Genomic DNA, 22,558 nt, shown 5'->3' with positions numbered 1-22,558 from the left:
GTAATAGGACGTAGTCCAAGCGAGTCAGGGATGGTGTGAGCCTGATACGAAGCCTGTTATGAAGAACCTCCTGGAGTCGCTAACCGAAATCCTTTTTAGGAAAGTAGACTTAGCCGGGAACTTCGCCGTTACAAGAAGAACAGTATCGAGTGATCTCTAATCTCCGTACTGATAAGTGAGCAACCTCTGTTGCTAATTTGGGTGGTACCGCGGAACCAAAGTCTTTCGTCCCAGTTTTTTGGGAAAGAAGGGCTTTTTTTATTGGTTTCTTTCCTCATTACATCAAAACATTTTAGGAGGAAAACATCATGTATCAAACATTAATGACAGTAAGAGAAACACAAATCGCAATTAAGGAAGTTAAAACATTTTTTGAAGAGCAATTATCAAAGCGTCTTGGATTATTCCGTGTATCTGCACCATTATTTGTAACGAAAAAATCAGGATTAAACGATCATTTAAACGGTGTGGAGCGTCCAATTGAATTTGATATGCTGCATTCAGGAGAAGAGTTAGAAATTGTACATTCACTAGCGAAATGGAAACGATTCGCTTTGCATGAATATGGATATGAAGCTGGTGAAGGTTTATATACAAACATGAACGCAATTCGCCGTGATGAAGAGTTAGATGCAACGCATTCCATTTACGTTGATCAATGGGATTGGGAGAAAATTCTTCAAAAAGAATGGCGTACAATGGATTATTTACAAGAAACAGTACGAACAATTTACGGAATATTCAAAGAATTAGAGAGCTATCTGTTTGAAAAATACCCGTTCCTTGGCAAGTATTTACCAGAAGAGATCGTATTTATCACATCACAAGAGCTTGAGGATAAATATCCAGAATTAACACCGAAGGATCGTGAACATGCGATTGCAAAAGAACACGGTGCAGTCTTTATTAGTGGGATTGGCGGGGCACTGCGCTCTGGTGAAAAACATGATGGACGCGCATCGGACTATGATGATTGGAAGTTGAACGGAGATATTTTATTCTGGCATCCAGTACTGCAGTCTTCATTTGAGCTATCTTCTATGGGGGTTCGCGTTGACAGTAAATCTCTTGATGAACAATTAACAACAGCAGGAGAAGATTTCAAACGTGAATACGATTTCCACAAAGGAATTTTAGAAGATGTACTGCCTCTAACACTAGGTGGTGGCATTGGGCAATCAAGAATGTGCATGTACTTCTTACGTAAAGCACATATCGGTGAAGTGCAGTCTTCAGTGTGGCCAGATGAAATGCGTGAAGAGTGCAAAAAGCAAAACATTCACTTGTTCTAAAAGACACAGCTTCAGGAGCTAGACTATTTTTGTATCAAATATTGTCGGAGAATCTTTATCCCGCATTAACGGGCAGTAAAGGCTGGAGAAGTACGGGGAAGAAAACTGCTCGTAAAAGCCCAATTGGGCGGGCTTTCCATTAGTGAGAGAAGCGCCGATAAATGTACCATTTCCGCCGATATATCGGTGGACACGTAAGAAGGAGCCGATCTCCCAAAGGCACATAGGTGCTTTGGGAAGTCGGCTCTTTGTTTTTTTATGAATTGATACAAACGGTTTGATTTTTACCATAAATGATTCATGAAGTGCTTCGGCAACTTTTCCTTTCATCTACATTCACTGACAATCTCTGTGTCTCCTATAGAATACTCATAAAAGTTGCGACCTCTATCTCACGTCATTAGGCGAGAGTAATTGGTTGTATGAAGTTGTTGGTAACATTTGTTTCATAGTAATCAAAATGTTAAGAGAAATTAAGTGGGTTATAATTATTTTGAAAATTAAAACTGTTTATTGGTAGAATGAAAATAATATAAAATATGGTTAAAAGGGGTGATTGTTGCAATATTTAACATATGAATGGAGGAGTGTGAATGAAAAAACAAAACCCTATTTATGTAAAAATGGAAATTGAAACAACAATGGATGAACTTTGGAAGTATACACAAGATCCAAAGATACATACTGAATGGGATGCACGGTTTACAGAAATATCGTATTTAGAAAAAAACGAAGGCGAACCACAGCGTTTTTTATATAAAACAAAAATTGGTTTCGGATTTGAAATTGCTGGAGAAGGAGAATCAATAGGAGAATTACAAAAAGAAGGCGGGGAACGCATTTCGTCACTGAAATTTTGGACAGATAGTAACCTTTCGTTAATTGCGGTAGGGAGAGGTTATTGGAAGTATACACCGAATGAGAATAAGGTTCGCTTTGAAACGCAGTATGATTATGAAACGAGATTTGGAGGTATAGGAAGATTTATAGATTCATACATATTTCGTCCGTTATTAGGGTGGGCAACTGCTTGGAGTTTTGACGCCTTAAAATTGTGGTTAGAAAAAGGATTTCATCCACGTTTATTATTAAAAAGAGCGGTTACATATTATCTCATTTGCTTTTTACTATCTTTTGTGTGGATTTATCAAGGACTGATTCCGAAAATTTTATATACTCACCCAGAAGAGGTGCAGATGCTTTCCAGTCTTATTGGTTCAGAAAATCATATTCTCGTAATAATTAAAATAATTGGTTGTTTGGAAATTGTGTTTGGGGTTATCTGGTTGTTACCTTTCTCAAAACAAAAATTATTTTTTCTTCATACATTTATACTATTAATATTGACAGCTGCGGCGGGATTTACAAATATCGTTAGTTTTATACAACCTTTTAATCCGATTACGTTAAACATCATATTAATTGGATTCTCAATAATCGGTTATATGAATAGTAATAACTTACCGCAAGCAAGGAATTGTAAGAGAAGTAGAAAGGAGTAAAAAATTTGTCTTCCATTTACGAAACATTATTAGAAGAATCCTATCATCAGTTACATCCAAAATTACAAAAACGGTATGCGATTACAGAAGAATATAGTTTTACAGGAGAAGGTAGAATGGATGAAATTACAGAAGGTTCTGTTGCTGTAAGAATGTTTTTAAAGGTAGCAGCAAAATTCCGGATGTTCTTTTCAGAAAGAGGGACAGAAGTACCGTTTATTATCCAAAATAAAGCAGAGAAAGATAGTGAAGGAGAGGTATTTGTAAGATGGAATCGGATGTTTTTGTTCGGTGAAAAAAAACGTTATTTTCATGCTGTCATGTATTTGAATGATAAACAAGACGAAATCGTCGATTATTTTGGTGAACCACATTTGCTTGTATCGACGCTCGCGTTTCATGTCGATGCAAAAGGAGCAATGCATATTTCATCTAAAAAACAGTGGTTCTACTTATGCGGAATGAAGATTCCATTGCCCAAGTTTTTATATGGACAGGCAAAGATTATAGAAAGTTATGATGATGAATTAGAGTGTTATCGAATACATGTACAAGTACAAAATCCATTATTAGGACCGCTTTTCTCCTATAAGGGAACGTTTAGAGAAAGGGATATAAATTTATGCGAAATATAATAATTGGTTGTATTTGTTATGTTGTTTTTCTCATACTAGAGTGGTCAAATCTGTACCCTGTTGAAGCGATTATATTATTGTCCATTCTTGTATTTATCCCGATGGCGTTTTCTATTGTAGATAAGAAAAAAAGAGACGGGAACGAACTATTTTGTTATAAGCTCGCAGCATTTTTTTATCCGATCGCAGCAATCAGTGCAATGCTTGCTTTTGTAACAAACTATTTTCTATTTGCGATAATCTGGTTTATATATACCGGTATTATCGCATTGTTTGGAGTAAGCCGATTATTAGAAAGAGGATGGAAGCCGTTAGAAGAAACTGCGATTGATAGTGGATTTATATATTTATTTTTAGGTGGTTTTTGGTTCTTTGCCTCTGTAGCAAATATATCAATTATGCAGTTTAGTTCAGATATTGTTTTACTCACAGCGGCTCATTTTCATTATTCTGCTTTTTTACTTCCTTTGTTTGCAGGTTTGTTAGGGAGAAAGCAACAAACGAAAAATAAATTATATATGATCATTATGTTTATTATCATCATTTCTCCGATGACAGTTGCGATTGGTATTACTTATTCGAGTGTATTTGAATTTTTTGCGGTACTATTTTATCTTATTTCGCTTTATATTTACGGGATTTTTGTATGGAAAACAAAGTTTACTTCTATAAGTGCGAAAGTTCTTCTTATTATCTCGTCTAGTACGCTTATGATAACTATTCTTTTTTCACTTTTCTACTCATACGGGAATTTTAAAGGAATGATGACTATTACGATTGCACAAATGGTTTGGATTCATGGAGTTGTGAACGGAGTGGGCGTGGCATTACCTGGTTGTATTGGCTGGATGATTGAAAAAGCTGCACCGACATATATGCGTTATGGAAAACCGATGAGTCGTATAAAAGGTAAGATGAAAATTGGAGAAAATGTTTTATTAGAAAATAGCTTAATAGAGGAGAAGGAATATACAGGTCTTATAAATAAAGTGATAGATTTTGATAGTAAACACTTTAATACAAAGAATGTACCACCACTTATTATTGATTTTTATGAGAACACGAAAGAATATGAGTTAAAAGCAACTATTCACTGGTCACGTTGGTTTTGGCTATTTGCTTCTCTATATGAAAAAGTAAGCCGACGTTTACAACAAATTCATTTAGGGATGGGAAATCGCTTAGAGAGGATGTATGGGGAAATTGTTGCTATAAAAGATGAAAAAGACGGTAGAAATGACGTTAGAGCGTGGGTTCGGAAAAACGAACTGAATGAAACAATCTTTGTCGCGCTCTATTCTCAGCATGAATATAATGAGGAAACATACATGAATATTGCATTGCCATTACCGTATGCAAATATGACGGGGATATTAAAATTGCGTAATGATAAAAACAATCTTATCATTACGAGTCGATTAAGGAATAGTGCAAGAGGGGATGAGGGGATTTATTTACATAGCCGCTTCTTTACGATTCGCTTGCCGCTCACAGAAACGTTTACGATAAGAGAGAAGGATGCAACAACGTTAACAGCACATCATCAAATGTGGCTGTTTGGTGCGAAGTTTCTAGAGATTGATTATGAGATAGAGAAAAAAGAGAATATTGCATAACAAAAAATGAGTTTGGTATGATGCCAAGCTTATTTTTTATTTGTATATATATCGTGAATCTTAAGAATTCTTAAGAATTTTCCTATAAGAAACTTAAAAAATTTCTGAGAAGATACTAACAGATACTGAGAGTTAGGGGATGAAGTGATGAAAAATGATGTAGTAGAAGTAAATCAAGTAGAAAAAATATATGGAAAGAAAAAGGAAAACCATTCAAGGGTATTAAAAGGAATAACGTTATCAGTAAAAGAAGGCGAGTTTGTTGGGATAATGGGTCCATCGGGATCAGGAAAAACGACGTTGTTGAATGTGATTTCGACACTTGATCAAGCGACTAGTGGTACCGTGAAAATTGCTGGAACAGACATAACAAATATGAAAGGAAATGCATTATCTGATTTTAGAGCGCAAAAGCTAGGATTTATTTTTCAAGATTTTAATCTTCTTGAAAACCTTTCAATTTATGAAAATATTGCGTTGCCGTTGTCATTGCAAGGAGTTCCTTCAAAAGATATTGAAGGAAAAGTACAAGAGGTAGCAATAAAACTTGGGATAGAAGCAATTCTAGAGAAATATCCAACTGCAGTTTCTGGTGGTCAAAAGCAGCGTACAGCAGCAGCTCGTGCCCTCGTACATAATCCAGCAATTATTCTTGCAGACGAGCCAACGGGAGCGCTTGATAGTAAAAATGCAAAAAGTTTATTAGAAGCGATGCGTGATTTACATGAAAATCATCAAGTTAGTATTATGATGGTAACGCATGATGTATTTAGTGCTAGTTATTGTGAACGAATTTTATTTATCCAAGACGGATTGCTTTATGATGAAATTCACCGCAATGGAAGTAGAGAAGCATTTTATCAAGATATTTTAAATGTGCTAGGAAAAATGAGCTCTTCTAAGGAAGCGATATAAGGAGGTGAGGGCATGTTACTCAAATTATCTGTACATAGTATACGAAAAATGATGAAAGATTATCTTGTTTTGTTAATTGGTCTTATCGTTAGTATAAGTATTTTTTATATGTTTCAAACGATGGCCTTAAATACTGAATTTACGAAAGAAAATAGTATCATTCACAGCATTCGTATTGTCTTCGGGATTGGTTCTGTATTACTTTCGTTTATCACCTTATTTTACATTCTTTATGCGAATTCATTTTTGCTTACACTGCGCCGAAAAGAATTAGGCATGTATATGATGCTTGGGGCAAAAAAGAAGAAGGTTGCACAGCTGCTATTTATCGAAACATTAGGGCTTGGAATGATTGCTTTAATGATTGGAAATGCAGTAGGAATTGGATTAGCTAGTGTAGTAGGGAAGATTCTTATAAAAAGTATGGATGTATCAGCGAAGGGATATGAGGCATTTTATTTTCCTGCTTTAATTGCAACGTTACTTTTCTTCTTTGTTCTTTTTGTAGTGACTGGGATGATTAATAGCATTCGTCTTTTGCGCAAAACAGAATTAGAGCTTATACGAGAAGATGAGACGCAAGATGAGGTAGAAAAAAGTAAACTTCGTATTACGGTTTTTACGGTGCTTGGAATTTTGATGTTAAGTATTGGATATTACTCAATCATTCATGTGAATGACTTGCAGGAAATGGGACTTATAATTGCAACATTTAGTACGACAATTGGAACTTATTTTATATTTGGTTCATTTTTGCCTTTATTTGTTACGATGTTAAAAAGAAATAAAAAAAGAAACGAAGCAGGGCTTAATAGTTTTACGCTTGCACAGCTACGGTTTCGAATTAACAGTTTATCTAGAGTGTTAGGTACAGTTGCTATGCTCATTGCGTTAGGTGCTGGTGCGATGACAGCTGGGATGGCATTTCAAAAAAATGTTGGGATGACAACGGAATTTTCACGAGTGTATGATGCGACGATTCATGATCCGAATGTCGAAGAAATAAAAGAATTAAAGCAAATGAACATTTTAGAAGAAAAGAAGTATTCTTATAAAGAAAATGAAGAAGCGGTATACTTTTTACGTGACGATTTACTTGATCATCCACCGCTTATTTCAGAGCACAAAAGTGCGAAAAAAAGTAAAGAGCCAATTCGTGTTCGCGTAAGTGAGACACTTCCTGAATCTATATATACCTCGCTTGAGAATCCATCAACAAGGAAATATCCAAGCATGCCTCAGCAATGGGAAGATGCACTTACTCGTGAATTTCAAATTAGCTACAATCAATTTGAAGGAAAGCCGCTCCGCATTGCTGACAAAGAAAATTATGAAAAAGTACAAGGGACAATGCATTTACTCCTTTTAGTTCGTGTTGATGATTTGCAAAAATATAAACCGTTTCTTGCGAAAATTGATCAACGCCAAAAAGAAGTGGCTGAAAAACATGTTGGTGAAGAAGTACCGATGCAAACGAAAATGACGACGTACCAGTTTATGTATACTTTTATGAGCGGCACAATGTTTATGGGTTTTTTCCTAGGCGCTTCTTTTCTTGCGATGATGGCTAGTTCACTTATGTTTAAAATTTTAACAGGAGCATCTAGAGATAAACGGCGCTATGCCATGCTTCGAAAGATTGGTGTACGAAAGGGAATGCTTTCTCGCAGCATCTATAAAGAAGTATTCTTTATCTTCTTATTTCCTGGGATTGTCGGAATCGCTCATGTATTAGTTGGTATGAATCTATTTTCATTCATTTTGCTTGATCCGTATGTGAAAATTTGGGTGCCAATTAGTTTGTTTGTTTTCATTTATTTTGCATATTACTGGACAACAGTACAATTGTATAAAGGTATGGTATTGCCGAAAGCATAACTGTAGTTTATTGGTTTATAGTGGTCTCTTTATCTGTCGGAGCACTAGTTAACTTGATCGATTCACTTTTTTATACGTTATCATGTAGTATTTTCAATTTAAAGTATGGAAAAAGCTTATTTTCATGAGTGAAGAATTATAATTTAAATAAAGTTTTTGCAGAATTGCTGAGAGAAAGACCTTATGTACAATTGTGTATGTAAGGTCTTTCGTGTTTAGTAAAAATGAACGTAGAAATCTTGCAGTCAAAAGTTTTATAGAAAAATTGTAAATAAGTTTGAATAATCCTCACAAAATGTTCACATATATTCGATATATTAAAAATCGAAATTATAGTCTTATAAGTTTTTGTAAAGAAGGAAGGACGAGTATCATTTAGGGGGAAAACCAAATATGTTTGCAAAACAACAAACAGTAAATCATTCTACTGAAGATCAGGTAGACAGTTCAAAAGCAATATTTTTATATCGAGCTGTATGGCGCTGGCATTTTTATGCTGGTATTATTTTTGCACCTTTTGTAATCTTATTAGCAATCACAGGTATTATCTATTTATTTAAACCACAAATTGAAAATATTATATACAAAGATTATTACTATGTACAGGCTACAAAGGAAAAGTTGACTGCTGAAGAGCAAATAGATGCAGTCAAAAAAGCGTATCCCGGTGCTTCTGTTACAAAGTACAAGCCATCTTTTGCGTCAAATCGTTCAGCAGAAGTGGGAATCGTAGATAAGAAAGTTCCGATGACGGTATTCGTAAATCCACATAATGGAAAGATTTTAGGGGATTTAAAGAAAGAAGAGAAATTTATGAGTCAAGTGGAGCGGATGCACGGCGAGCTTATGATTGGCAAGGCGGGAGATCGGATTGTAGAGATGGCTGCTTGCTGGGCCATGATTTTGTTGATTACCGGCTTATATTTATGGTGGCCGCGTAATAAAAAATCAATTTTTGGTACATTGATTCCAAGGTTTTCTAAAGGAAAGAGGACAATGCTAAGGGATTTACACTCTGTTCCGGCGTTTTGGTTTTCACTGTTCATTTCTCTATTTATACTGACAGGACTTCCCTGGTCTGGATTATGGGGGGATTATATTAATAAAATCGCAACGGCGACAAAAACAGGATACCCGACAGGACTATGGGATGGTAATTTGCCGCAGTCTACTGTTCCATCTAAAGCGATAGCGGATGTTCCTTGGGCAGCAGAAAAGTTACCAGTTCCAGAATCTAAGGAAAATAAAACAGCCCCTCTTATGGTGGCAGACATTATGGAAATAGCAGAAAAAAATCATTTAGAAGATGGATACGCAATTACATTCCCTAAAGGAGAAAAAGGTGTGTACACATTATCCGTTAAACCTGACAATCCAAAAGGGGAAGTAACGCTGCATATTGATCAGTACAGCGGAAAGGTATTGGCGAATTTGCAATTTGCAGATTATGGAATATTAGCTAAAGCGATTTCTATTGGGATTGCGCTGCATGAAGGGCGTTATTTCGGGTTAGTTAATCAACTATTGGATCTTGTAATTTGTCTTGTGTTAATCGGAACTGCTGTAACAGGCTGCATGATGTGGTGGAAACGTAAGCCATCTGGTACGTTAGGTGCACCTTCTTTACCAAAGAACTTTAAATTAATGAAAGGAGCAGTAATACTTATTATCATGCTGGGGATTTTGTTCCCGCTAGTAGGCATTTCGTTGCTTGTGGCTTTGACGCTTGATTGGCTGGTAATAAAAAGAGTGCCAACTTTGAAAAAATGGTTTGGTTAATGTAGGTTACATGATTGATAAAGTAAGGAGAAAGATATGAAAAAGAAAATTTTTACATACACAGTAGTGAGTGTTTTAGTAATGCTTGGTGTATACCTGTATATAGACCACAATAAAACAAAAGAGACGAAATCAACATTGACGCCGCCTTGTCATATCGATAGGTAATATATAAAGACTTTCAATATAAGTACTACACACAGCGTATATTTAAGTATAGAACTATAATTATAATGCCCGTAAAGGTTAATCTTTTATGGGTATTTTTTATAAAATGGATAGCTAAATAAAATGATTTTTTTATGAGAGCCCTTTATAGATGTAAACCATCATTAATCACATAAGTATTGAGCATAAAAAATATAATTTTAGGTTAGGATGAAGCCACTACTGATGGAAGCTTCAGTTTATTTATACAAAGAAAATGAAAAGTAAAAGGCCTTTCTTAGAAATAGTATGTGGAGCCAAATGGAATTGTTGAAATGTCAGTTGGATAGATGACATGATGTATAATATGATGAGGTACAACGTAATGATGTGTAACAGGATAATGTACGCTATGGAGAAAAAAAGGTTCTGTTGCCATCACTTGGTGAATGGCATGAAGTGTCTGTTGGGCAGAACTATATGTGGTAGCAGCGCCCAATTGCCTAGTATTGTGAAAGTATGGGTTTATCATAATCAGTCATCTTGCTCCTTCATAGTAGTGGAATTTGCCTTTTACATGTTATGTCTATGTAAGGAGCAAAGAGCTTATTTTATTGAAAAACCTTTCTCATTTGTTTGTAAAGGTTTTTCATACATAGAGGACATTAGAAAAGTCTATTAAAAGAAAAAAGCAGATAACTGCCTACTATATTAGGTGATTATCTGCTTTTTATTTTCTGTATATGGATAAAATCTCTGTTACTTGCTCAAGGTAGGTACTTTTTCAGCAACCTCAATACATATTCAGCGTCTTTTTTATCCAGGAGATAAACTACATTATTTGGGGATTTATAAGAGTTTTTTCTGAAAAAACTCTTATGACCCCCTTAAAAATAAGGTTCCTTGCGAAATAAGTATAAATAGAAGGAAGCGATAACTAAGTGCTAGGCCAAATATAATACTCATAATTTAGTAGGTAGTAAGCTAACAAAAGGGGCTTACTTAACATGGTCTTTAACTTTCATAAGTAAACTAAGCAAACGTAGGTGAGAAGAATAATGTCAGAAACGTATCGTTCTCGTGAAGAACGACAACAGCTAAAGAAAAAACAAAAAGGAAGCGGAAAGTCCTCCGAAAAAGGATCATTGTTGAAAAAAATCTTACTTGTCTGTTTGCTGATTGGCCTCAGTTTAGTAGGAGTAGGAGTTGCTATTTTCTTTTCCATTATTAAGGAAGCTCCCCAAATAGAGGCCTCAAAATTGGTGGATCCGCTATCCACGAAGTTTTATGATAAAGACGGAAAATTTATCTATGAATATGGAAAGGAAAAACGAACAAAAGTCACTTATGATCAAGTTCCGGAAGTGTTGGAACATGCATTTATTGCTACAGAAGATTCTCATTTTTATGAACACCATGGTATAGACATAAAACGAACTGGAAAAGCAATTCTCGAAAACTTGACTGGGAACTTCGGATCTCAGGGCGGAAGTACCATTACACAGCAAGTTATTAAAAATTCATTTTTGTCTTCTCAAAAAACGCTAGAACGAAAAATACAGGAATGGTACTTGGCATATAAATTGGAAGAAAAATATTCTAAGCACGATATTTTGACAATATATTTGAACAAAATTAACCTTGGAAACCGCTCTTACGGCGTTGCTACTGCAGCTAAAAATTATTACGGTATTGAAGCGAATGATTTGAAAAAATTGACCCTTCCACAGGCTGCTATGTTAGCAGGACTACCGCAAAGTCCAAATAACTATGATCCGTCCAAACCGGAAAACGAAGAAGCAGCGACAAAGCGCCGTAACCTCGTCTTAATTTCTATGAATAGACAAGGATATATTACGAAGCAACAAATGCAGGATGCGATGAAAGTTCCGGTAACGAAAGGGCTTGTTCCGAAAACCAATCAAGAAGGTATGCCTTACGAAGCGTTTTTGGATGCTGCAACAAAAGAAGTTGAAGATAAGTTGAAAGATGTCAATATCGGTACGGATGGTCTTCAAATTTATATGACACTCGATCCGAAAGCACAGCAGTATGCCGATAAAATCATGAATACGCAAGATATTGTGAGTTATCCGAATGACCGTTTCCAGGCAGCTTTTACGTTTATGAATTCGAAAACGGGTGAAGTACGTGCGATTGGAAGTGGCCGCAATGAATACAAAGCAACATTCCGAGGAAATAATTTCGCTATTGATATAAACCGTCAACCAGGTTCGACGTTTAAACCAATCTTTGATTATGGTCCGGCAATTGAACATTTAAAATGGTCAACATACCATCAACTTGTAGACGAACCGTATCATTACTCAAATGGAAAACCGATTCGAAACGCTTATACGGATTATAAAGGTCCTATGTCTGTACGAAATGCTCTAGTAGAGTCACGTAATATACCAGCTTTGAAAGCATTACAGGAAGTTGGTTCGAATAAAGCAAAAGAGTTTGCGCAATCACTTGGGATTACGTTTCCTGATAATCAGGTTTATGAGTCTTACGCAATTGGAAGTAACCTTGTGTCTCCTCTTGAAATGTCAGGAGCATATGGTGCATTTGCAAACGATGGTGTGTATACAAAACCGCATTTTGTTACAAAAGTTGTTCTATCAGATGATAAAGAAATAAGCTTTAAGTCGAATGGTAAACGTGTTATGCATGACTATACGGCTTATATGATTACCGATATGCTTCGTGGTGTAGTGAATGCCTCTAACGGAACAGGTACAGCAGCTAATGTACCAGGTTTTGATATTGCAGGGAAAACGGGAACAACAAACTTTGACGACAAGACACTTAGTCAGTTCGGCTATCCCTCTAAAGCGACAAATGATAGTTGGTTTGCCGGTTATACATCACAATACACGATGGTTGTTTGGACTGGCTATGCGAAGAATGGTCCAGGCAATTATATGCTTGGAGATACAACGAAAATCTCACAACTTATTTTTAAAGCAATGATTCAAGCATTTGGAACAGACACATCCAGATTCCAACAGCCGAGCAGCGTATACGCAATGAATAATGAGCTGTATATTAACGGGGTTAGCCCTGACGCTGTTCCACCAGCAGTAGCCCCATCTGCAGTTGTTTTACCGGGAGCTCAAAATCCGGAACAGGGCGATAGGAAAGGAAATGATAATGAAGACTCAGATCATGGTGGAGATAAAGATAAAAAAGACAAAGGTAAAAAGAATCAAGATAAAAAAGATAAAAAAGATAAACATAAACATAAGCATGACTAAGGTAAATACAGAAAAGGGGAAACTTAGTCATAACTTGTAATAATTATAGTGAATGGAAGAAATAGGAGAAAGTCTTCATAAGAAAAGAGGTACCTCTCAAATGGTACCTCTTTTTCGATATGCTTTCGTTGAAATAGTTACAATTAGGGAAATGGCAATAAGGATATAGGCGATACCTCCAATCAAACCTAAGAAACGTGGAGTAAGGAATTGCAATGCCAATCCAGAAATAAACATAGATATTCCCAATACGGTATTTATGATTGTTGCTAGTAGTCCAAACATGGTTCCTTGGTGTTGTTCAGGAACTTCCTTCATAAGAATGGTGTCAAAGCATGCATTACCAATCCCAGACATAAATGCAATCCCGCAAAACATAAGAAATGCAAAAATTACTAAATGTGTTTGACTTAATAACAGTTGAAATATTCCCTCAAGCAATAAACATACTAAACCTGTAACAAGGAAATTTTTTCGTAGTTGATTTGCAACAGAAAAGCTTAATATTAGGCCAATACCTAATGCGCCATAAAAAAGACCTACACCAACATCACCAAGGTGGAACTCGTTAATCGCATAGACGCTAATTAAAACATTATCAATTCCATTTATTGAAGCTATTAATATTTCACAGAAAAAAAGAATTTGCACCGTAATCGACGTCAAGATTACCTTTTCGGACTTCTCTGCTTTTTTTACATCTTCATTCACTGGAAACTTAATCGTATAGTTGATAGCGGCAGCCCCTAAAAATGATCCTGCATTTAACCAATAAGTCACATTAGGTCCGAAAAGAGACGAAACTACTCCGCCTGAAAGTGCTCCAATGATTAAAACGATCCCTATCATTACTTGTTCTAAACTATTTACTTTTAAAAGATTTTTTTTATGAACAAGCCTAGGTATTGCTGATTTTCTTGCCGGTCCATATATAGCTTCTCCTGCCGCCAAAATAAATGAACTAAAATAAACGATCCAAATATCTTCTTTACTTTGAACAAATAGAAAGGACAAGGCAAATGGAATCCTTATAAGGTCTGTTACAACTAATATTATTTTTCTTGAAAATCGATCAGCCAACATTCCGCCTATTGGTCCGAAAAATAAAGAGGGGATGAGACGGATTGCTAAAGTCATTCCCACAGCCAACCCTGAACCTGTTACATGGAGTAGCATCGCTAGCACAGCTACGGAACTAAAGCGATCTCCAATACCATTCACAATGCCGGCTAAAAATAACCTCCGATATTGTCTTTCTTCATTTATAAATGAAATATTCATAGCTATCCTCCTTGTTTTATAAGTATCTAATTTCATATCTATCTAATTAGTTGATTAAAAAATAAGGGCGCCAAGTGACGCCCTTTATTTTAACCACCATAACTCAACGGGGTTTAACTCATATTGATTATTTTCTCGGTACATATATTGGCACATAATGAGTTCACGTCTTAATGTCGCGTAATCCTCATGAAATTGCTTTAAATATTCATTCATTTCTTTCTCTTGATAAACTTTTCCGAATTCTAATCCTTTAATCATATGTGCAAGTACGACAAGTTTTTTCTTTCGTTGTGCAGGATAGGTTTTTAGTTTTCCATCTTTTGTGAAGAAATTATTGATAATAGTTGAACGTTCCTTTTCAGTAACCGACATTTCCATATTTGAATCGCCTCCTGTTCCTACAGTAAAAATAGCCTTAGCATTCATCTCCAATATTTTTGTGTTAAGAGAAAAATAGATAGTATTTTTATCACGACGTTCTTTTATAAGTCCAACATCTCGCAGCTTTGTCATATGGTGGGTAATTGTTGGGGGCTTAAGTCCTAACTTTCCGGCAATCTCTTGTCCGCTCAAATGACCTTGCTGTAGCAAGGCGATAATACGAACACGTGTAAGATCACCTAATGCTTTATGAAACTCAACAATTTTGTTTAATTGCATGTAGAAATCACCTACTTTAACGTTTGTCTAATTAGATTATAATCTAATTACTTTTGGCATTCAAGTAATGAAATGATGAAGGTGTTTATAATGGTAGGCAGGTTTATTTTTCTACGCTGTTTAAAGTGAGTACAACATACTGTATCTCAGGCAGTTGGAGGAGGGGAGCAAAGAGATACAAAAGTGGGATATTGTATAGATATCTTCGCAAAATCATATATTTCGAAGTTTTTTCGATTTTATTGAAAAAAATTTAAAAAACTACCCCCACAAAAAGATGAGTCGGTTCGAATATTATATATAGGGAAGGAGGAATTCGTGTAAGACTTGGCGTAAGATACTCATTCTGAATCTATTAAAGTATGAAATACCTTAACTTATTGTGTTATTGAATGTAAAGATGTTACAATGTGTTATTGTACGATTCATTTCTTCATTAGCAGATGTATTAATGATTCTAGAGATTTTTAGTAGAAGTCTTCTAATAGTTTTGAAGGTTTTATCATGTATTCTTTGTAATTGACGTTCTTACTTTGCTTCAAGAAGGAGTAAAGCAGCCAGTTAAACGGATACATGATTGGAGGTATAATGTTTTTGCTTGCATTAGCCAAGGACAATTTCTCTTAAATCTTGAAATAGGAGACTGCGATTTATAAATAGCAGGATACATTAATATTCACGAAAGAAAGTGCAAGTACATAATATATGAAAATGGTAAAAATATACCAAGATAATAAAATGGTATGTATTAGAAGGTATCGTTCGTTTGTGTGAAACATGAATGAACGTTTCCATATAAAGGTTTTTGGTAAGTGTTTATGTTAAATATATTTCGAAATACTTATCAAAAATACTATATTAAAATTTCTATAAAAATAGTAATATGTAAAGGTAGTAGAGAGGGACATAATTGTTAGGGATCTTATTTATTGAAATATATATTAAAAGATTACATAAAAATAGACCTCTTCCAGCTACAAGATTATTACAATTTAAGGAGAGGGTGTCTAGAAGTGAAGAAAGTTTGGCTATCTGTGTGTACCGCGATTACGGTTTGTGGTGCCCAGACGGTAATTGTTGGAAGTCCGAATACTGCTTTGGCAGCTAGTACAGTTGCAAATGAACAATCGGTAAATCTCGATGGTTCGATTAAAAATAACATGAATGGTAATGGTATATGGACAGTACCATATGGTTTACAAGGGGCTAGTTACCTTGGGGACGTTACGAAATATAGTGGTATGGTCGTTCATGTTATTGGTAGTGTACAGATTGGGGATACGCTTTGGTATCATCTGCAAGTAGATGGAAAAGATGCAGGATGGGTTGATAGTAAAGTCCTAAATACTACAGCGAGTGTGAATCAAACTCCGTTAAATTGCGATAGCTTGATTAAAAATAACATGAGTGGTAATGGTATATGGACAGTACCATATGGTTTACAAGGGGCTAGTTACCTTGGGGACGTTACGAAATATAGTGGTATGGTCGTTCATGTTATTGGTAGTGCGCAGATTGGGAATGTACTTTGGTATCATCTGCAAGTAGATGGAAAAGATGCAGGATGGGTTGATAGTAAAGCCCTATATACTACAACGAATGTGAATCAGAATCAGTTTATTGTCTCTACATCTGGTGACGGAGTTTGGTCTATTCCATATGGTTTAAATGGCGCAAACTATATTAGTTCCACTAATAATTATGTAGGAAAAGATGTAAAGGTGATTCAGAAAGTAGCGATTGGAAATGTTACATGGTATCAATGTAGCGTGAACAATCAAGTCATTGGCTGGCTCGATGGTCGTGCGTTAAGTAGCTTGACGAATCTACAAGCTATAAATCAGGCGGCTGTTATGGGGGCGACAAATGACAATGGTATATGGAGCATGCCATATGGCCTTCCAGGTGCAAGTTATTTAGGATCTTCTAATCAATATGCTTTTCGAGATATGCAGTTAATCGGGAGCGTTACATATCAAGGTGTACAATGGTATAAGTTTAGTCTAGATGGTCAAGCTATTGGCTGGATTAGCAGTTATGCAATAGACAATACAGGGATAGCTAAGCCGGCGAACTTTTCGGTTACGATTGGAAGTACGAATGGCAATGGCATATGGACAGTACCGTACGGCCTTCCTGGCGCAAAATATGTACAAAGTACAAATGATTATGCTTATCAAACGTTTCAAGTTGTGAAGACTGCAACAATAGGAAATGTTACTTGGGATCAAATAGCGAAAGACGGTAAGATATTTGGCTGGATTGATGGCGGAAAGTCACTTACAGATATAACTAATATTAAAGATGAGAATCGAGCAGCAGTTATACAACCATCGACGAACGGCGATGGTATATGGACAGTACCGTATGGAGAATATGGAGCGAAGTTCGTAGCGTCTACAAATGATTACAAATATCAAATGGTGCAAGTTGTACAAAGTCTTACAAAAGGTTCTACTACTTGGAACAAAATTAAGCAAGACAATCGTATTATAGGCTGGGTTGATGCGAATGTACTATCTTCGAAAACTGTCTATACTCAGCTGGATCCAAACGGTGAAGTTCATTATAACTGGGGATCAGGAGGTCCTGCTGGTTTTCCTTCTCAACAGTTCCAAGCTGATTTTGTTCAGAATAAGCAATTGTCTGGAGGAGATTATTTCGTTCAGTCGTTTGCAGATGATGGCATAAAGGTTTCGGTTGATGATAATGTAGTTATTAATCGCTGGTCAGCAGCTGCTGGTGAAACGAATCGTACCGTATTACCAAACATAGCAGCAGGTTCTCATAGTATTCACACACAATATTATCAAGATGGTGGACAAGCAGCTGTATTTTCAGATGTAGTACCATTTGATAGTTGGCTTGCATATTACTATCCGAATGAATCTCTTTCTGGATATCCGGTTGCAGCTAAGACTCTTCCGCAAGCAGCAAATGGCGGCTTGCAAGATGATAATGGTTTTGAAGGCTCACCGGCTAGAGGTGTATCAGGAACCCATTTCTCAGCACGCTATGTTACAGCTAAGCATCTGAAAGCTGGTCAGTACCTTCTGTATACAGGAGCGGATGATGGAATTCGTGTATATGTAGATGGAAAAAAAGTTGTAGATGCATGGGGATATCATGGTTACAATGAAAAAGCATTAAAAATTGATGTTACAGATAACTCAAATAGTGATGTTCACTGGATCGAAGTGGAATATATGCAAGGTACAGAAGATAGTAAAGTAACGACAATACTGAAACCTTCGTATACATTTATTGACGTTTCACACTGGGAAGGAAATATAAATTGGAATCAAGTAAAGCAGTCTGGCATTAGTGCTTCTTATATGAAAGCAACTGAAGGTGTTTCATATACAGATCCAACCTATGCACAATATGTGCAAGATGCATCTGCAGCAGGTCTTTTAGTTGGAGCATATCACTTTGCTCATCCAGAACAAAATGACGCGATTACAGAAGCAAAACATTTTATTGATGTATTGAATCGATATCATACGGATTTAATGCCTGTCCTTGATCTTGAATCACCAGCTAGTCCGACAGGTAATATAACCGGACCGTATGTGTCAAACTGGGCACGTACTTTTATTAATTATGTACAGCAGACAACAGGGAAACGTGTGATGCTTTATACAGGGCCTTGGTATGTAAATGGTTTTAATTTATCCGGACTTGGCGATGTACCTCTTTGGATTTCCAGATATAACTCTACCGTTCCAACTACATTAAGTGATTGGAACAATTGGAATTCTTGGCAATATACAGAAAGCGGGAATGTAAATGGAGTAGAAGGAGCAGTTGATATTAACGTTACTACTTCATTAGATGGACTTCGACCATAACGGATTTCTTACCTGTATAATCAGGGAGAAGAAAGAACGAAACTTAATGAAAAAGCAGACCTTTTTAGAAAAGGGTCTGCTTTTTTTTATCCCGCATTAACGGGCAGTAAGACCCCCACCTCAAGATTGAAAGAGAATCGAAGAAGATAGGTGGGGGATAACTGCCCGTAAAAGCCCGATTGGTTCAACTAATAATCAGTGGGGGATGAAGAAAACCCCCACTGATTAAAGTTTCACTTTATTCCATAGTATTTTTAATAATATATAAATCCATTTTAATTTTTTGACATCTTTGTCTAGCTCTGCCTCCTAGATCCTCATGTCTAAGAACCTTCCACACGAGAAGGTAAAAAACACCTTCTGTGTGAAAGAACTTTAGCCAACAGGCCTAAACAGTCGGCTCCGCTTTTCTTTATAAGTCGCTGCTATGCAGAAACTTGCTTGCTCCCTTTGTTTTAAACCTCGCATGTGGCAGGAAAAGGCCCTGACCGCTTCTATGCACGGCCAGATGCTCTCGTCCCCCTAAAAAGAAAGAGGTTTTTTAACTTATATATATCACCATAAACGGTTGTTTAAATGATTTTCTTTATATGAAATGTAAGATAATTAAAGAATAGTTTTCAATAATTACATAGTCAGAAGAGACAAGATAACATATAATGAGAAAGGATTTTAAAAAAAGTGAGGTGGAACTGTTTTATGAGTAATCCGAGCATAGGAGAGTCGGATATAGAATCGACATCAGAGGTAGTCATACAACTGAATATTCGAAGCGGATTACTTTATAGAAATAGTTACCGCTTTATGTGAATTTTAGAAAGATGGCTTCCTCTATAAATGGGGAGGTTTGTACAATGGTACAAAAAATCTGGAATCAAATTAAAGGACAAAAAAAAGAAGCTACGAAAATCCAAGGTTTTGATATTAACTTAAACCAAGAAAGTTTAACACGTATTGACCGACTTGTAGATCGTTACGAGTCAGAGATCCTTCGCCAACTTGATAGTGCATATACACAACGAACAAAGTGGGCAGATCGACTAGCTGATAAAATTGCACAGTTTGGAGGGAGCTGGCGATTTATTACCTGGTTTGCATGTTTTCTTGCTGGATGGATTATTTGGAATAGCCTGTCTATCACAAAAGGAACACACTTTGATGCTCCGCCATTCATTCTGTTGAACTTATGTTTATCTTTTATAGCAGCATTTCAAGCTCCTGTTATTATGATGAGCCAAAACCGTCAAGCTGCGCGTGACAAACATGAATCTGTTATTGACTTTGCGATTAATTACAAAGCAGAGCAAGAAATCGATGATATGCAGAGTCGGCTTCACCATATAGAGAGTGAATTAACGGAAATTAAAGACTTATTGAAACAATTAAAGGAAAAATAAATAGATTGCTTTTAAGAAAATTCTCGATAACGGGATGTATGTAAAAAGTTGATAGAAAACTTTTAAAAAAGAAGAAAAGTAGAAAAACTCCTGGTTAAACAGGAGTTTTTTATTGTTTTGGTTGGTTTTTCGTTTCATTCTAATAAAGAAGATTGAGAATAGAAGAATTCCCTTCAAACATAATGGTTGAAGGGGTTTTTAACTTGTATATATAGAATACTTTTATCCTACAAATGTAGTAAAGAGCAGATAGGCATTTAAAATAGCGATAATAATGGCAATGAACCAAGCGATCACTTTGGTCCAAAGTGAGTTTGTAAATTCACCCATTTTCTTTTTGTCACTAGTAAACATAACAAGTGGAATAACCGCAAATGAAAGTTGAAGAGATAGGATAACCTGGCTTAATACTAAAAGATCCGTGGTTCCTTTTTCTCCATATATAAGTGTCACAATTACCGCAGGTATAATTGCGATTAATCGCGTAATTAAGCGGCGGATCCATGGTCGTAAACGAATCTTTAAAAAACCTTCCATTACAATTTGCCCAGCTAACGTTCCTGTTAACGTAGAATTTTGTCCTGAGGCTAATAAAGCAACCGCAAATAATACGCTCGCAATCCCACTTCCAAGAATCGGATTTAACAATTGGTAGGCATCTTGGATTTCTGCTACTTCGGTATGGCCTGTTTTATGAAAAGCAGACGCTGCCAATATTAAAATTGATGCATTAACAAATAAAGCCAACATTAATGCGATAGTAGAGTCAATCACTGAAAACTTAATCGCTTCTCGTTTTCCGTTAGACGTTTCTTCATAATTTCTCGTTTGTACGATAGAAGAATGTAAATATAAATTATGCGGCATAACCGTAGCTCCTAAAATTCCAAGTGCAATAAATAGCATTTGTGGATTTTGAATAATCTCTTTACTTGGAATAAAGCCTTTTGCAATTTCACTCAGTTGTGGTTGCGACATAAACAGTTCTACACCAAAACAAACGGAAATGGTTGCAATTAAACTAATGACAACAACTTCGATATAGCGAAATCCTTTATTTTGCAATAAAAGTATTAGTAAGATATCAAATGAAGTAATGCATACACCCCATACAAGAGGAATGTGAAATAAAAGATTTAATGCGATAGCGGCACCTATTACCTCCGCTAAGTCACAAGCTGCAATAGCCAATTCACATAACACCCATAAAGCAACCGATACAGGCTTACTGTAATGATCGCGACATGCTTGCGCTAAGTCTCGCCCTGTTACAATCCCTAACTTTGCAGATAATGCCTGCAAAATAATAGCCATAAAGTTAGAAATTAAAATGACAGACAATAACGTATAGTTATAAGCAGATCCTCCAGCTAGCGATGTAGCCCAGTTTCCGGGATCCATATATCCTACTGCAACAAGATAACCTGGTCCCATAAATGCAAGCAACTTTCGAAGGGTATTTCCTTTCTTCGGAATCTTCATACTTTTGTACACTTCTCGTAAACTAGGATCGCTGCTCTGTTGTCGCCATCCTTCCTGGTGTGACACAGCAACCGCATTTTGCGCTTTGGCTGTTTCTAATTCCTCCATAACGTATCCTCTCCTTTTTCATTTGGTTCAGAAAGTTAATATAGTATTTTTTATTTTAAAAACCTAAAATATGGTTTGTTTTTCTTTTGTCAAAAAAAGTAGCGTCCTACTTTAATATTTTACCTCGACCAACTTTTTTAGTCTAGTATAAAAATATGATATGTGATTAAATTTTATGCAAAAGGGAGAAAATAGGTGAATATAATTATGCCTATTACTGCCATGAAATATATGTACTTGTTAACAGACAACATGTATCTTTTTGCGTATTCAGGCCTTTACTCGTCTATGAGTAAAGGTCTTTTTTAACATATTTCCAAAAGAATTCCCCTTCCTCAAGGAATGAGAAGAGCGAAGCCTAATGAGTAGGGAGGAGATGAATTTTGGTTGGCGTAAGTCAAAGGAATGAAAAAGGAGTTTCCTCAAATCAGATAGAATGTATGTAAAGAATGCTTGTAGTCTCAAAGTTATTGTTTATAGACTGTGGGCGGTAAACCATTAGAAATTCTAAAACAATACATCGAAACACAAGGACATAACGAATAGGAGGTGATGACGATGTTGTTGAATCAAAAATATGAAATCTTTCCAACAGAAGCACAAATAGAAGTGTTAGACCGTTGGTTACAATTCTGCCTTGCTAGACAAAGAACGGAAATATAAGCAAAACAAAGAAAATTACGATCGTTATGATATGCAAAGACAACTTACATTGGACAAGAAAACGCATCCTTTTCTAAAAGAAATGCCTT

At 36.0% G+C, this 22,558-nt stretch carries 14 protein-coding genes, 2 pseudogenes, 1 riboswitch and 1 other annotated feature (1 of these 18 cut by a window edge); of the genes and pseudogenes, 11 read left to right on the top strand and 5 right to left on the bottom strand.

Features of this window, described 5'->3' with window-relative positions; translation table 11 throughout:
* Positions 1 to 236: a binding site (T-box leader), on the top strand; it begins 24 nt to the left of the window's first position.
* Positions 237 to 308: 72 nt separating this feature from the next.
* Positions 309 to 1,292, top strand: a complete 984-nt coding sequence (gene asnA / locus MR076_RS20605) for an aspartate--ammonia ligase (protein WP_242223785.1) — start codon at positions 309 to 311, stop codon at positions 1,290 to 1,292.
* Positions 1,293 to 1,310: 18 nt separating this feature from the next.
* On the opposite strand, the gene MR076_RS20600 is transcribed toward asnA, so the two are convergent.
* Positions 1,311 to 1,622, bottom strand: a complete 312-nt coding sequence (locus tag MR076_RS20600) for a hypothetical protein (RefSeq protein ID WP_242223784.1) — start codon at positions 1,620 to 1,622, stop codon at positions 1,311 to 1,313.
* Positions 1,588 to 1,690, bottom strand: a riboswitch (Lysine riboswitch). (Overlaps the previous gene by 35 nt.)
* A 195-nt stretch (positions 1,691 to 1,885) precedes the next feature.
* Between MR076_RS20600 and MR076_RS20595 the strand changes: the two genes are divergently transcribed.
* The 6 genes from MR076_RS20595 (at position 1,886) to MR076_RS20570 (ending at position 9,617) form a co-directional block, all read left to right on the top strand.
* Positions 1,886 to 2,794, top strand: a complete 909-nt coding sequence (locus MR076_RS20595; protein WP_242223783.1) for a DoxX-like family protein — start codon at positions 1,886 to 1,888, stop codon at positions 2,792 to 2,794.
* A gap of 5 nt (positions 2,795 to 2,799) precedes the next feature.
* Positions 2,800 to 3,429 carry a DUF4166 domain-containing protein gene (locus tag MR076_RS20590; RefSeq protein ID WP_242223782.1) on the top strand — a complete coding sequence of 210 codons (630 nt, stop codon included), beginning with the start codon at positions 2,800 to 2,802 and terminating at the stop codon, positions 3,427 to 3,429.
* On the top strand, positions 3,417 to 5,045 hold the full coding sequence (locus MR076_RS20585) for a YndJ family protein (protein WP_242223781.1): 1,629 nt from the start codon (positions 3,417 to 3,419) through the stop codon (positions 5,043 to 5,045). Before MR076_RS20590 ends, MR076_RS20585 begins: the two co-directional genes overlap by 13 nt.
* 147 nt (positions 5,046 to 5,192) lie before the next feature.
* A complete protein-coding gene (locus tag MR076_RS20580; protein WP_242223780.1) occupies positions 5,193 to 5,960 on the top strand; it encodes an ABC transporter ATP-binding protein in 768 nt (255 codons plus the stop codon).
* A gap of 12 nt (positions 5,961 to 5,972) precedes the next feature.
* Positions 5,973 to 7,838, top strand: a complete 1,866-nt coding sequence (locus MR076_RS20575; RefSeq protein ID WP_242223779.1) for an ABC transporter permease — start codon at positions 5,973 to 5,975, stop codon at positions 7,836 to 7,838.
* 393 nt (positions 7,839 to 8,231) lie between these two features.
* A complete protein-coding gene (locus MR076_RS20570) occupies positions 8,232 to 9,617 on the top strand; it encodes a PepSY-associated TM helix domain-containing protein (protein ID WP_242223778.1) in 1,386 nt (461 codons plus the stop codon).
* A gap of 445 nt (positions 9,618 to 10,062) precedes the next feature.
* Here the strand turns inward: MR076_RS20570 and MR076_RS20565 are convergent, their stop codons facing one another.
* Complete coding sequence (locus tag MR076_RS20565; protein WP_242223777.1) at positions 10,063 to 10,296, bottom strand: DUF3947 family protein; 234 nt, start codon at positions 10,294 to 10,296, stop codon at positions 10,063 to 10,065.
* Between the two features lie 526 nt (positions 10,297 to 10,822).
* Here MR076_RS20565 and MR076_RS20560 point away from each other — a divergent pair.
* Complete coding sequence (locus tag MR076_RS20560) at positions 10,823 to 13,024, top strand: transglycosylase domain-containing protein (RefSeq protein WP_242223776.1); 2,202 nt, start codon at positions 10,823 to 10,825, stop codon at positions 13,022 to 13,024.
* Positions 13,025 to 13,120: 96 nt separating this feature from the next.
* On the opposite strand, the gene MR076_RS20555 is transcribed toward MR076_RS20560, so the two are convergent.
* Together MR076_RS20555 and MR076_RS20550 are read right to left on the bottom strand one after the other, a co-directional pair.
* Positions 13,121 to 14,305: an MFS transporter gene (locus MR076_RS20555; protein WP_242223775.1), complete on the bottom strand. Its 1,185-nt coding sequence runs from the start codon at positions 14,303 to 14,305 to the stop codon at positions 13,121 to 13,123.
* Between the two features lie 84 nt (positions 14,306 to 14,389).
* Complete coding sequence (locus MR076_RS20550) at positions 14,390 to 14,968, bottom strand: DUF2087 domain-containing protein (RefSeq protein WP_242223774.1); 579 nt, start codon at positions 14,966 to 14,968, stop codon at positions 14,390 to 14,392.
* 1,013 nt (positions 14,969 to 15,981) lie between these two features.
* On the opposite strand from MR076_RS20550, the pseudogene MR076_RS20545 reads away from it, so the two are divergent.
* The 3 genes and pseudogenes from MR076_RS20545 to MR076_RS20535 all read left to right on the top strand — a co-directional run.
* Positions 15,982 to 17,475 (top strand): annotated as a pseudogene (locus MR076_RS20545) (GW domain-containing glycosaminoglycan-binding protein); the annotation flags it as partial.
* A gap of 135 nt (positions 17,476 to 17,610) precedes the next feature.
* Positions 17,611 to 18,813, top strand: a pseudogene (locus tag MR076_RS26870) (GH25 family lysozyme); the annotation flags it as partial.
* A gap of 860 nt (positions 18,814 to 19,673) precedes the next feature.
* Positions 19,674 to 20,216, top strand: a complete 543-nt coding sequence (locus MR076_RS20535) for a DUF1003 domain-containing protein (RefSeq protein WP_242223773.1) — start codon at positions 19,674 to 19,676, stop codon at positions 20,214 to 20,216.
* Between the two features lie 222 nt (positions 20,217 to 20,438).
* Here the strand turns inward: MR076_RS20535 and MR076_RS20530 are convergent, their stop codons facing one another.
* The gene (locus MR076_RS20530) at positions 20,439 to 21,806 is read right to left on the bottom strand and encodes an Nramp family divalent metal transporter (RefSeq protein ID WP_242223772.1); all 1,368 of its coding nucleotides are present in this window, start codon (positions 21,804 to 21,806) and stop codon (positions 20,439 to 20,441) included.
* Positions 21,807 to 22,558: the final 752 nt, after the last annotated feature.

The organism is Bacillus cereus group sp. BfR-BA-01380 (assembly GCF_022663535.1).
Lineage (GTDB): Bacteria > Bacillota > Bacilli > Bacillales > Bacillaceae_G > Bacillus_A > Bacillus_A cereus_BB.
This window is presented reverse-complemented; position numbering and strand designations above follow the sequence as displayed.